This is a genomic window from Sporosarcina psychrophila (genome assembly GCF_001590685.1).
Classification (GTDB): Bacteria; Bacillota; Bacilli; order Bacillales_A; family Planococcaceae; genus Sporosarcina; species Sporosarcina psychrophila.
The window spans coordinates 4563660-4577500 of sequence record NZ_CP014616.1; the positions used below are offsets into that span (position 1 = coordinate 4563660).

General features: G+C 39.8%; 10 protein-coding genes, 2 rRNA genes and 1 pseudogene (1 of these 13 only partly in view). 4 read left to right on the forward strand and 9 right to left on the reverse strand.

The annotated features are described in order from the left end of the window. Positions 1–249: 249 nt before the first annotated feature. From AZE41_RS21410 to AZE41_RS21420, 3 genes and pseudogenes are all read right to left on the reverse strand, one after another. Positions 250–507: pseudogene (locus tag AZE41_RS21410) on the reverse strand (MMPL family transporter); the annotation flags it as partial. A 398-nt stretch (positions 508–905) separates the two neighbouring features. After that, positions 906–1523 (reverse strand): NAD(P)-dependent oxidoreductase, encoded by a 618-nt coding sequence (locus AZE41_RS21415; RefSeq protein WP_067213703.1) that lies wholly within the window; start codon positions 1521–1523, stop codon positions 906–908. A 1157-nt stretch (positions 1524–2680) separates the two neighbouring features. Further along, positions 2681–3238 carry a cysteine hydrolase family protein gene (locus AZE41_RS21420; protein WP_067213704.1) on the reverse strand — a complete coding sequence of 186 codons (558 nt, stop codon included), beginning with the start codon at positions 3236–3238 and terminating at the stop codon, positions 2681–2683. A 310-nt stretch (positions 3239–3548) separates the two neighbouring features. Here AZE41_RS21420 and AZE41_RS21425 point away from each other — a divergent pair, with 310 nt between their 5' ends. The 4 genes from AZE41_RS21425 to AZE41_RS21445 all read left to right on the forward strand — a co-directional run bounded on the left by AZE41_RS21425 (position 3549) and on the right by AZE41_RS21445 (position 8787). Next, positions 3549–4202: a CPBP family intramembrane glutamic endopeptidase gene (locus tag AZE41_RS21425; RefSeq protein ID WP_067213705.1), complete on the forward strand. Its 654-nt coding sequence runs from the start codon at positions 3549–3551 to the stop codon at positions 4200–4202. Positions 4203–4257: 55 nt separating this feature from the next. Then, positions 4258–4947, forward strand: coding sequence for a response regulator transcription factor (locus AZE41_RS21430; protein ID WP_067213706.1), 690 nt, complete (start codon positions 4258–4260; stop codon positions 4945–4947). Beyond that, complete coding sequence (locus tag AZE41_RS21435) at positions 4944–5996, forward strand: HAMP domain-containing sensor histidine kinase (RefSeq protein WP_067213707.1); 1053 nt, start codon at positions 4944–4946, stop codon at positions 5994–5996. Before AZE41_RS21430 ends, AZE41_RS21435 begins: the two co-directional genes overlap by 4 nt. Positions 5997–6636: 640 nt before the next feature. Next, positions 6637–8787, forward strand: a complete 2151-nt coding sequence (locus AZE41_RS21445) for a type IA DNA topoisomerase (RefSeq protein WP_067213708.1) — start codon at positions 6637–6639, stop codon at positions 8785–8787. Positions 8788–8867: 80 nt separating this feature from the next. Here the strand turns inward: AZE41_RS21445 and AZE41_RS21450 are convergent, their stop codons facing one another. The 6 genes from AZE41_RS21450 to AZE41_RS21475 form a co-directional block, all read right to left on the reverse strand. Next, entirely contained in the window at positions 8868–9266 is a 399-nt protein-coding gene (locus AZE41_RS21450) for a hypothetical protein (protein ID WP_067213709.1), read from the reverse strand. A 75-nt stretch (positions 9267–9341) separates the two neighbouring features. Then, positions 9342–10721, reverse strand: a complete 1380-nt coding sequence (locus AZE41_RS21455) for a HAMP domain-containing sensor histidine kinase (RefSeq protein ID WP_067213710.1) — start codon at positions 10719–10721, stop codon at positions 9342–9344. Continuing rightward, on the reverse strand, positions 10718–11392 hold the full coding sequence (locus AZE41_RS21460; protein ID WP_067214109.1) for a response regulator transcription factor: 675 nt from the start codon (positions 11390–11392) through the stop codon (positions 10718–10720). Before AZE41_RS21460 ends, AZE41_RS21455 begins: the two co-directional genes overlap by 4 nt. Then, a complete protein-coding gene (locus AZE41_RS21465; protein WP_067213711.1) occupies positions 11392–12219 on the reverse strand; it encodes a YihY/virulence factor BrkB family protein in 828 nt (275 codons plus the stop codon). Before AZE41_RS21465 ends, AZE41_RS21460 begins: the two co-directional genes overlap by 1 nt. A 591-nt stretch (positions 12220–12810) precedes the next feature. Next, positions 12811–12926 (reverse strand): 5S ribosomal RNA (gene rrf / locus AZE41_RS21470). An 80-nt stretch (positions 12927–13006) separates the two neighbouring features. Further along, positions 13007–13841: ribosomal RNA gene (locus AZE41_RS21475) — 23S ribosomal RNA — on the reverse strand (it continues 2097 nt past the right edge of the window).

Consider the following 13841-nt stretch of genomic DNA (forward strand, 5'->3'; position numbering starts at 1 on the left):
TAGAAGGTAGGCAAAAGCTCATTAGTTATTTGTATACGATGGATTTACTAAAAAAATCTCAATCTTGATCTGGAAGTTGAGCGGCTCTTTGAATTAATTGATGGTATCGCCATGCACGTAAATATAAAAATGCACATAACCCGATTAACAACCAGGATTTATGTGCGTTTTCCCACTATACAATTGAGACTTTAATTAATGTGAAGCACCTAATAATGGGTTCTTGCTATTCAGCTTCGCCATTTCATTTTAGAATATCCTGATTATAGTTAGCCGCCATACAAATAAATACCGTGTATGTAGTAAAGGAATCAAAGCAAGTAACGGCGAAAGATAAATGACAATCAATAAAACCAAAATAATTCCGACCGTTGATAAAATTAATACAAGATCAGCTCTAGAAAACAAGCTTAGGGTGTCAATATCAATTCCTGCAGGACCAGTCATATAAACCGTCATACCAATTTGATCTTGTACCATTACTTTTATCTTCTTTATACTTACCTCTAATTCTTTGGAATCTAATGATCTTTATTTTCCGAGAAAAAGCTTGTGTGGGCCTGTGGCGGTAAAATACTGAAAGGTAGCATCTCTTTTAATCTATTGACTTCAGCAGCACTCACATTATCAAGTACCTCACCAATAACTTCCGATTCACCTCACTACTTAATTGCCTGTGTCATGCGGGGCGGTTGATATCATCGCTACTCGCAAATATCGCGGTTCGGTATCTCCCTTTAGGAAACCTTGAATCACCCACATATACAATAAAAACGCTACTTTTAATGAATACGATACATCAATAGTAGATGGACCACTCAAAGGCCGAGTTCTAACACATCTCTAAATGTGTTAGAACTCGGCCTTCTACTATTCTTGTGCTTTTATCTAGCATTTCTTGTTGACTAGTCGCTCAAAGCAACAGACTGATGGATAAATTCTTCATTGACAATGGCCTGGTATAAGAAGTCGGCGACATCCGCACGAGAAATTGCACGGCCGCCTTTAGGAACCCCAATCGCTTCTTTACGATATGTCCCTGTAAACGGTTTGTCGTTGAGTCCTAGGGGTCTTGCAATCGTCCATTGTAAATTATTATCTTTTAACACAGCCACTGCATTATGATGATCGTCTAGCACATTTCCAAGCAATTTTATCGTAATTTTCCCGATAACACCTGGTATTTCCTTGTCGATTCCTGCCGAAGCCATGTAAGCGATCCGCGACACTTGCTGTTCCTTCATACCTTGAGCGATGTTTTGCGTCATTTCATGAAGTATTGTCGTTTTTCGTAATCCAGTGTTCGTTCCAAGTGTTGAAATAACTGCATCATGCCCAAGAATAGCTTTTTTTACATCAGATGCATCTGTTGCATCCCCCTGTACAATCACAAGGTTCGGATTGGAAATGTTTAAGTTACTTGGGTTTCTTACGAATGCTGTGACCCTATGGTTGTCAGAAAGCGCTTGCTCAACAAGCAACTTCCCTGTTTTTCCAGAAGCTCCAAAAATGATGATTTTCATAAGTTCCCTCCAAGCTGAATTGGTTTACCATTATTTAACTCGTAAAATAATTCTAACATAACTATTAAAGTACGACCTCCTTCGAATTGGAATACTAAAAATCACTTTCCGGCATTGAGTAATTATTGCTAACAAATCCCCCGCCAACTTGTTCGGAATGAAAACATCACTTTTTCTAATCGATGTAAGCGTGGTTGTTTAATTAACAACTTCAATCTTTTGATTGTAAAAAATGGTCTTAACTTAAGTCGATTAATCATCTTAAACCACCGATTACAATAAAGCTAGAACAAAAATAGGTAGTTAAAAAGGACTCAACAAATCTAAGGAAAGCTGCTCTTACTTAAGGTATATCACTTATCATTATTGAAAATGGATCAGCATCCAGCAAACATGGCATAGCGCTTGGAAGCGTTTGAACTCATTTGGTCTATTGGATTAATCGTTTTGGAGTGCACCCACTACTGGTGGGGACCTCTCCTTATCCAAGATGAATGGTTCAATGGTTCCCTTGTTAAATTCCTCAATGTTTATATTTCAGCTATAGTTGGTCCTCGTCGTTCAGAGAAGTGAATTTAGACATATACATCAACAATATACTTTTCATTTTTCTCTCTGTACATCTCATTGCTTTAAAAAGTACTGATTGTTACACCGATCTTCATTTCTATATTCTATAAGATCGATAAAATCCCTATATTACATTGAATTGAGTAACCCATGAATAAATAAAATATGGTGCCGTCATACATTAGATAACCTCCCCCATTTGGGCGATAATACAACTATCAGAACTAACGTTTCATCGTAAAAAGAAAAGAGGTGTGGTCATGAAACCGGTCATCCCATTATGTGGATGATATGAGTCAAGCAACCTCTATACTTGAATAACATTTGTTGAATCCCTTACTTGATAAGAACTGTAGACCATATTTACGATAGACTTTTCCAAGTAAATAGTCTAACAATAACGAGGATTAGAAGATCAATCATTTTGGGTGAATTTATTACTGACTCCGTTAATATTTAACACTGACACAAATAAAGGGAAGAAAAACGCCTTAAATTAAGGCGTTTTTCTTCCCTTTATTCAATTATTACTGCCCTGTTACACCTTCTCATTTGGCTATAAACAATCCGGTGGTTCAATAAGAGTACTATGAAAGTTCATTTACTAGTTGTTCTGTTGTAATTATTTTCGCGAACTCCTCATGCAAAGTTGCAATAGAAACATTGTGTATCACTTCTGCATCGTAATATGTACCATTTTGATCCGTCATACCAAAGGCTGCTGTTGCATCTGAAATAAGGTATGTATTGAATCCTAAATTACCGCTCATTCTTGTAGTCGTAGAAACACAATGAGGCGTGGTCAATCCTGCGATTACAACCGTTGAGATATCATTTTGTTTTAGATATTCTTCTAAATTTGTACCAATAAAACCGCTATTTACTTTCTTTGTGATCACTACTTCTTCAGCAGTAGGTTCAACCAATTTTTTAATTGCAAATCCAGCATTCTTAGGATGAAATACGGAATCTGGATTATCTGACATATGTTGAATATGGATTACTTTCCACCCTTTTTCCCTCCATAATGTCAGGATCTCACTAATATTTTCTTCGGCATGAAGATTATTTCGTTCTCCCCATTTTTTATCATCAAAAGCTTTTTGCACATCTATGATAATTAAAGCTTGGTTTCTTTTATCCATCACTAATCCTCCTAATTTCCCATACAATTAAAACATACAGACTAATCACGATTTAATCAATCATTTGTAGCTTGTATCCTCCACTAATTAAATGATTACTTCACCGCATTGATTAATGGTAAAAAAAGAATAAAGGAATATTAATGACTTTATCAAAACTTTATCAAAGCTTTATAAAATTACTATCTAGTCATTACGAACACATTAACTTCCTCTTGTACGATTAATAAAAAGAGGGAGGAATTTTTATGGTGAATATCAGGTTACGCAAAAACGAAACTTTTATTATAAGTAAACCAGGTGAAAGAGGATGACCGAAACCAGAAATGTACCTATCAGAAAAATAATTATTTTTGCACTTACTTATTGTCTTATTTTTGCAATTCGTTTCTTCCAGCATCTGTATACGGTCGAAGTAAGGTCAGCCATGACACTCATGTTATATACCGTGCTTTTTATCGCAGGAATCTTTTTATTTCGCCAGCATCTGGCTGATAGTTGGCAACTTCTGAAGAAATCCATTTCTTGTAGCTTATTGTTACTGATTGGCTTCTACTTCATTTTCATCTTATTTTCTGTTTTGGCTTACTACTTGTTACCTATCGGTGATGCAACCAATGATCAAAATGTTTATCAGATCGCAAGGGCATTTCCTCCAATTCTCATTCTCGCTATTCTTGGTATTATGGGGCCGATAGTAGAAGAATTTGTATACCGGCATTTGCTGATCTACAGATTATCAAGTCGTATACCCGTATGGGGTTGTGTGTTGCTATCAAGCATTTTGTTTGGATTACTGCATATGCACAGTTTCTCTGACCTCACAAACATCGTGCCTTATTTAACAATTAGCCTTATACTTGGCACATTGTACGTCGTTTCTAAATACAACTTGCTTGTTCCAATTATTTTTCATACATTTAACAATCTAAGCGCCTTGATCCCACTAGTCCTGTATACGTAAAATGACATTTTAGTTTAAATCAAGCAGTAAAATCTACACCAGAGGAGGCCTGACGTTGAATAAGAAAGTCTTAATAATTGAGGATGAGACTGAACTAGCAGATATAATTAGGGATTATCTCAAGAAGGATAACTTTGAAGTTATCATCTGCAATTCAGGGAATGAAGCGTTAACCATTTTCAATAAAGTGCAGCCTGATATTATTTTGCTAGATTTAATGTTGCCAGGAATTGATGGGCTAGAAATTTTGAGGAATATTCGGCTACAGTCTACACTGCCTGTCATTATTATCAGTGCAAAGGAAACAGAACTAGATCGTATCTTAGGGTTAGGATTAGGTGCGGATGATTACGTGGTGAAGCCGTTTTCTATAAAGGAACTTGTAGCAAGGGTAAAAGCCCAACTAAGAAGAGCAACGACATTTACAAACTTACAAACTGATGAAAAGTCAGTCTTAAAATTTTGCGATATACAAGTAAATAGGATATCCAGAGTAGTCAAAAAATCCGGAGTTGAAATTCAATTTACCGCAAAAGAGTTTGATATCCTTTCATTCCTGTTGTCCCATCCAAATCAAGTTTTTTCAAAACAGCATCTGTATGATCAAGTATGGGGATTTGATGAATACGGGGACTTAAACACTGTGGTTATCCATATTCAAAAAATTAGAGATAAACTCGCGTTGGCAAATTGCATCGTCACTGTTCGTAGTGTAGGTTATCGGTTTAACGGTGATTTACTATGAAACGAGGATTAATATCGACATTAAAATCTATTCTCATCCTGCTCATAATTTCGCCTTTGCTTATGGGCCTATTACTGGTGGGATTTAGTTCGTCAAGAGAACAATTACTTTTCATTATTTCTATAAGCCTCTTTTTTGCTATTCCTTATATTCTTGTAACAATGGTGCTAACCCGTTTTATAAAAATAAGAGTGGTTAAGCCTTTAGAGGAATTAACACAAGTATCGAACGAAATTCTTTCAGGAAACCTCGATTTCCCCATTAATTATGATCGAAATGATGAGATTGGTAGATTTGCTACTCATTTTGAAAAAATGCGATTGAGTTTAAAGAAAAACAAGGCGGAACAAATGGTCTTTGAACAAAAACGTAGACAGTTTATCACAAACATTACCCATGATTTAAAGACACCCTTAGCCTCTATCAGTGGTTATGTTGAGGGGTTAGGAGATGGGATGGCTGTTGACGAAGAAGACTTTCAAAAATACCTAAAAGTGATTGATAAAAAAGTGAAAGAACTGGATACTTTGATTGGTCAATTAAAGGTATTCAATGAATCCGAGGGAGATCAGCTACCTACAAAGGGTGAAGTGCTCTATGCAAAGGACCTTCTAGAAGATTTATACGAAACGTGTGGGGTGGATGTAGCCTTACAGGGAATACCTTGTGTTTTGATCAATGAAATAGAGAATGATTGTCGAATTAAAGTGGATCAGGACCATATGCAAAGGGTGGTTAGTAATTTAGTCAATAACGCTACCAGGTATGCAATGAATACATTTGAAATGAAAGGCTGGAATAATCATCAAACGATTTACATTTCGGTTGCAAATGATGGACATCACTTGCAACCGGAAGAGTTATCTAAACTATTTGATAGATATTATTCTGGTGAATATAGAAATGGAAACCCTAAAGGACATCTAGGGATTGGGTTGAGTATATCAAAGAATCTAGTTCATTTAATGCAAGGTGAAATAAAAGCTTCTATAAATAAGAATAGATTTATCATAACGATTGAATTGCCGATTTATGATGAAGGAATTTAAAAAGAATTACAACTCTTTATATATCATATTGCTGAAGAAAATAATTACAGTATCTTGTCTTTATAAAGTACCTTGTTCACATCATGTCTTACTGTTTTATGACCGGCTGTAGTTCCTTTACCAATCGCTATAAGCAAAACGTCTAAATACCTTTCAGATATATTTAAAGTCGCCTTTAATTGTTTAGAATCATAACCTGACATAGTGATTGTTTCAAAACCAGCTTCATTTGCTAATAAAATTAAGGACATTGAAGCAAGACTTACATCTCTAGTTAATTCTAACTTTAAATCTTCAGCTGATTTATTTGCATAGTAATTAATTGCAGCGTTAGCTAGGTGGTCCCTTAATGATTCATCAAAATAGCCTGCTTGAAAGCCCTCCTCATGTATCTTAATGATACTATCCTTATCAAAAGCTTGATAATCACCAAGAATGACAATACGGTATCAACAATATTAATTCTACTTGTCACTTCTCAACTATTTGTTGAGTATTGTCTTTTCTACTTGAAAACCAAATAAACTTCCACATAGCTTAGCACTAATTTTCACCCTAACTATTGATTAGAAAACCTTCTCAATCTATGAGATAATAGGAGAACTAACGTTTTTTCCTTATCAGTGAAAGAGGTCTTGTCATGAAACCAGTAATTTTAGCCGAAAAGCCAAGCCAAGCGAAGGCATACGCAGACGCTTTTTCTGTACGGCGACATGAAGGCTATTTAGAGTTATTGCCCTCCCCTATTTTTTCTGAAGGTGCATATATTACATGGGGAATCGGCCATCTTGTCGAACTAAAAGAACCTAAAGAGTACGATCCGAAATGGGCCAAGTGGTCGCTTGCCAGTTTGCCAATATTGCCGGAACGCTATGAGTTTCAGGTCGCAAAGGATAAAACCAAGCAGTTCGCCATTGTAAAAAAGCTGATTAAAGCTACTGATACTGTCATTAATGCTTGTGATGTGGACCGTGAAGGATCGAATATCTTCTATAGTATTTATTATCAAACAGGCGCCAAAAACCAAACGATAAAGCGGCTTTGGATTAATTCGCTGGAAGTCGATGAAGTGCGCAAAGGATTCGCGAATTTACAAGACAATCGCAAAGATCTTCTGATGTATGAGGAGGCGAAAGCCCGACAAATTAGTGACTGGCTTGTCGGGATGAATGGTTCTCGGCTCTATTCCCTTCTGTTGCAAGCACGCGGCATTCGAGATGTGTTTTCAATCGGACGTGTGCAATCGCCGACTGTTTACCTTATTTATCAGCGGCAAATAGAAATTGAAGCATTCGTTTCTGAACCATTTTATGAAATCGAAGCGACGTTTACTGCCGCAAACGGGACATATAAAGGTAAGGTCAAAGCAAAGGATTCGAAAAGAGAAATTATCCGGGACCTTCTCGCAAAACATAATATCCATCCGAAATCACCTGGTGTAGTTACTTCGGTAGAAACGGTCGATAAACGGACGCCGCCTCCACAGCTACATGCACTGTCTACACTACAGGCAACGGCAAACCGCCTATGGAAAATAAGTCCTGCGAATGTATTGAAGACAATGCAAGGGCTCTATGAAAAGAAGCTCGTGACGTATCCAAGGACGGATTCCAGGTATATCACACCAAGTGAATTCACCTATCTCGCTGGACAAGTAACCGAGTATCAGCAGCTTATCGGTCATACTTTCCCTGTCGCATCACTCGCTCCGAAAAAGCGCTATGTCGACAGTTCAAAAGTACAGGAGCATTATGCAATCATTCCAACGAAGAAAATTCCTTCACAAGGGGTACTTGCTGGGCTCTCGACCATCGAGCGTAACTTATATGAAGAAGTTGTCCGCACCACACTCGCTATGTTCCATACTGATTATCTGTACACTGAAACGAAAGTGACGACAGAAGTCAACAAGCTCCCATTCTTCACAATCGGGAAGACGGAACGCGATAAGGGCTGGAAAGCATTGTTCATCCGTTCGGCGAAAGAAAATGACAAAGACAAGGACGAGCCAACGCTACCGCCACTTGTGATGCACGAACCTGTGGAAAGTGATATCGGCATTAAAGAAGGCAAAACGATGCCGCCGAAACCGTATACAGAAGGCCAACTTATCGCGATGATGAAAACATGCGGAAAACTTGTCGAGGATAAAAAAGAGACCGATATTTTAAAAGAAATTGAAGGACTCGGTACAGAAGCTACCCGAAGTGGAATCATCGAAACGATCAAACGGCATGCTTATATCGACGTAACAAAAAACATCGTTTCCATTACGGATAAAGGGCGCATTCTCTGCCAAGCAATCGAAGGGAATCTTCTCGCAAGCCCGTCCATGACTGCTAAATGGGAAGCGTATTTGCGAAAAATCGGCAACGGTGAAGGAACACAGGAACGTTTTCTCGGCAGCATTGCGAAGTTCATCAACAGCTTATTGGAAGAAGTACCGGGCCAATTAAACGCCAAGCCCATTGATGCAAAACTAGCTGCCAATGTAGTGAGCAAGATGCCTCAACGGACTTCCTATCAACAAGTCGAAGTCGCTCCATGCCCTGCTTGTAAAGAAGGTATGATTATTGCACGCAAAGAATTCTACGGCTGTAGCGCCTATGCAAGTGGCTGCAAGCAGACTTTTCCTGCTGTCTTTTTGAAAAAAAAGCTCACGCCTACTCAAGTTAAACTTCTCTGTACGAAAGGGAAAACGAATGTTATAAAAGGTTTCGTCTCCAATTCTGATAAGAAGTTTGATGCGAGCTTAACGCTCGTAAATGGGAAAATAAATATTGAGTTTTAATTTCACACAAAAAAGTCACCTCCTTTTCAAATCAAGGAAGTGACTTTTTGTGTTGAATTAATCTATCATACTGTAATCGCTTATCGTTTACTTTCTTTTTCAGTTAAAAATGTAATAATAACAAACAATGCAAAGCTAATGAGTAAAATTGTTCCACCAACGATGTACAGAATAAGTGACAGTGTTTCATTCACCCCAAACGGTCGCATGAATTGTAGCCACATACCTGACGTCAGACCGATTGCTCCGATAATCCCAGTCCATCCATGAATCGCAATCAGTTTTTTTGCTCGGACTTTGTAAATTCGATAGAAGACGCCCCAAGCAAATAGAGACAACCAACCAACTAATAGAATGTGCGCGTGAATTGGACGGAATGCAGGTGATCCTGCTCCGGCCATATGTGAACCTAATACTGTACCGATCAAACCAAAAATTGCTGCTATACGAATCAATCGTAGACTCCATTTTGCTTCCATATTAAATTCCTCCTGTAATGTTAATGTTATACCCTTATCTTAAACATCCTATATGAACGCAAGATGAACAGGACATTACAACTTCGGAAACACCACAGTAAAAGTCGTACCCTGCCCTTTACGACTAACAGCGTTAATTGTTCCACCATGCAGTTTAACAACCTGCATGACGATCGATAAGCCAAGTCCTGTTCCGCCTGTTTCCTGTGTTCTCGAGTCATCTGCTCGGTAAAAACGGTCAAAAATGCGCTCAAGTCCCTCTTCATCAATGCCAATTCCATTGTCTTGGATAAGAACTGTAACATGATCCGGCTGTTCGGTTAACACGACTTCAATTGCACCGCCAATCTCTGTATACTTTAGTGCATTCGATAGCAGGTTTTCCCAAACTTTCTCAAGAAATGCAGGGTCTCCGGTGAAACGAACTTCTTCAAGATCCATTTCTAACGTCATTTCTTTCTCTTCAAGCAACCATCTAAACTTGCGGACCGTCTCCTTCAACTGCATGTCCAAGTCAAAGGTCTTCTTTTCGAGTGGGGATGATAACTGATCGAGTGATGTGAGAAGCAGCAACTGTTTCGTCAATGAAGACAATCGTTCCGTTTCGGATTGGATAACGTTAGCATAACTTTTCCGTGAATCTTCCGTGAGTTTATCGTCCAACAACAGCTCTGCATATCCTTTTATATTAAGCAACGGTGACTGGAAATCATGCGACACATCGCTTATGAATTCTTTGCGTATCCGATCATTTTCACTAAGTTTCCTCGTCATCAGCTGAAAGCTTTTCGCCAGTTGCCCAATTTCATCTTTTCGATTAATATCGAGCGTTCCAGAGAACTGTTCTTCGCCAACTTTTTTCGTCGCGGCAGTTAACTCTGTAATGGGATCAATCAACATTTTAGCCACAATCAGCATCGCCAGCAAACTGATAATTGCCATGATCAGCACCATCCCACCAAGGATATAGTGCACTTCCGTAAAGAGCATCTTAATGTCTGGGCGTAGAAAAAGGGCGTATGTTTCCCCACTATATTCAAAGGGCACCCCCACGGTGTTTGCTAATTCATTCGAGAAAAATCCGGTTACGAACGTTTCGCCTGGGAGATCTCTCATCCCGTGATACACGTCACCATTCAATACCTGTTCTACAACGTTGTTTGAAAGATTTTCTACCCGAAATACTTCCCCATACATCGTGGCTTCTTGGTTTTCATTGACAACGTAGAGCTTATACCCGACCGCAGACTGCGTTTCAAGGTAATTTACCAGATCTAATTCCTTATCCGATTCAATGAATGACGCAATGCTTTTCGCAATGCTCATATTCTTCTCGTCGTTTTGCCCTTTCAGCTGTTGATGGTAATATGTATTGACCGCTAGAAATGCAATCAGCGCACTTGCTATCATGATAACGGTTGTCATCGCGATAAATTTTCCGTACAGCGATCTCATGATGGTGACACTTCAAGCTTATACCCAACACCTCGCACTGTTAAGATGGTCACTTCCCCTGTCAGCTTCACCAATTTGTCTCGAATTCGCTTGATATGAACGTTTAACGTCTGTTCATCGCCCTCATAGTCATAACCCCATACCCGTTCAATTAGTATTTCCCTTGTAAATACATGATTTGACCGTGATGCCAAAACCGAAAGTAATTCAAACTCCTTTAACGGCAGAAGAAGCACTTTCTTGCCAACAGAGACTTCATAGCTCTGCCGATTTATTTTCATCGGTCCAGCTTGAATGAACACATCAACTGCTTTATCGTATCTGCGCAAAATTGCATTTATCCGAAATAACAATTCTCTCGGCTCGAACGGTTTTACAACATAATCATCGGAACCCGCAAGGAACCCTTTTTCCTTATCTTCTAGCTCCCCTTTAGCCGTCAGCAATAAAACCGGTATATCCGCCTCTGCCCTAAGCTTCTTCGTCAACTTATAGCCGTCCATTCTTGGCATCATCACGTCCACGACTGCCAAATCAGGTAAGTCCTTTTCCAATAACTCCAGCGCCTCAAAACCATCCGATGCTTTCATAACTGTATACCCGGCCTGTGTCAGCTGAATGCTCACAAGCTCCAAAATATTAGGATCATCGTCTACCACCAATATCTTCATCATGTTACGCGCCTCCTCTTTCTACCGGATGACCTCCGCCATTCCGCATTTAACAAACCTGACAGCAAAATAATAACCGCCGTCAAATAAAACCAAATAACAAGTAGGATAATACCCGACAATTGTCCATATAAGCGAGTATAGTCAACGTTCGAAACATAGCTCCCGAACACAAGTGAAAATAACTGCCAACCAATAGCAGAAAAGAGTGCTCCCGGAAGTGCTTCTTTAAACTTCATCTTACCTGTTGGCACCACTTTATAAAACAATAAGAAGAATAGAAACAGAAACAACGTTCCCAAACCCCATTTAACATTCGGCCAAATATAAAACCAACCTTGCCATTCCTCAATCGTATCGTAATAAGTCACAACTCTATATAAAGCCTTTTCAATAATTGGAAGAAACAATGATAACGGAATGACTAACATAAAAAGAAGCGTTACTCCAAGATCACGTATCAGTACTTTCCAATATGCATAGCGACGTACATAGCCATTCGCCAGGTCAAGTGAACGCGCAAGCGACTGTACAGCCATGGAAGTAATCCAGAACGCTGCTACAAGGCTTGCATATAGCACCTTCCCATGCCCTTTATTGAGAACCGCACGAACATTTTCCTCTATTACAGTAAACGCTTCATCAGGCGTGAAAGGCCTGAGAAATGTCAAAAGCATCTCTTCATCAACGGGAAACAAACTGAGTAAGGAAAGGATGAAAAGAAAAAATGGAAACATGGACAATAAAAGATAGTATGCAGTCTGTGCTGCCTGATCAAAAAAGCGTTCATTAAAAAAACGAACCACTACATTTTTAATAATTGTCATTTGCAACCCCCTCTACTTCAATATACCCTATTCTAAAGAATGCCATAGGATAACTATAAAGGGATATAGAATATTTATAGAGGTGAATTGTATTAAGTTATTGGTTGAGAGTAGGTGCCTCGGACCGATCAGATAATCCTGGTAACGATCATATCCATTGCTAGCCGATCACATAACACTGGTAACGATCATAACCCATTGCTAACCAATCACATAACACTGGTAACGATCATATCCCATTGCTAACCAATCATATAATCATGGCAACGATCATATCCCATTGCTAACCGATCATATAACACTGGCAACGATCATATCCCATCGCTAACCAATCACATAACACTGGCAACGATCATATCCCATCGCTAACCGATCACATAACACTGGCAACGATCATATCCCATTGCTAATTAATCACATATCTCATCCTTAACCAATTATATAACCAATGAGATTAATTCCAAATGCAGATTTCCGACAATAAAGAACTATTCCTTTTTTCGACCACATACCCATAAACTCTCCAAAAAGTTAACATTAAAAATAAACACAAAAAAAGCCACTACCTATAAGGTAATGACCTTTCAATGAGACCGGCGACGTCCTACTCTCGCAGGGGGAAACCCCCAACTACCATCGGCGCTGAAGAGCTTAACTTCCGTGTTCGGGATGGGAACGGGTGTGACCTCTTCGCAATCGTCACCAGACTCTTTGAGCTTGTTCGCTCAAAACTGAATAAAACAGACATTGTGCTACACGAATCAGGGTAATCAAGCCCTTTTCAAAATTGGTTAAGTCCTCGATCGATTAGTATCCGTCAGCTCCACACGTCGCCGTGCTTCCACCCCAGACCTATCAACCTCATCTTCTTTGAGGGATCTTACTTACTTGCGTAATGGGAAATCTCATCTCGAGGGGGGCTTCATGCTTAGATGCTTTCAGCATTTATCCCGTCCATACATAGCTACCCAGCGATGCCTTTGGCAAGACAACTGGTACACCAGAGGTATGTCCATCCCGGTCCTCTCGTACTAAGGACAGCTCCTCTCAAATTTCCTGCGCCCGCGACGGATAGGGACCGAACTGTCTCACGACGTTCTGAACCCAGCTCGCGTACCGCTTTAATGGGCGAACAGCCCAACCCTTGGGACCGACTACAGCCCCAGGATGCGATGAGCCGACATCGAGGTGCCAAACCTCCCCGTCGATGTGGACTCTTGGGGGAGATAAGCCTGTTATCCCCGGGGTAGCTTTTATCCGTTGAGCGATGGCCCTTCCATGCGGAACCACCGGATCACTAAGCCCGTCTTTCGACCCTGCTCGACTTGTAGGTCTCGCAGTCAAGCTCCCTTATGCCTTTGCACTCTACGAATGATGTCCAACCATTCTGAGGGAACCTTTGGGCGCCTCCGTTACTCTTTAGGAGGCGACCGCCCCAGTCAAACTGCCCGCCTGACACTGTCTCCTGCCCCGATAAGGGGCATGGGTTAGAAGTCCAATACAGCCAGGGTAGTATCCCACCAACGCCTCATCCGAAGCTAGCGCTCCGGAATCCAAGGCTCCTACCTATCCTGTACAGGCTGCACCGGAATTCAATATCAGGTTACAGTAAAGCTCCACGG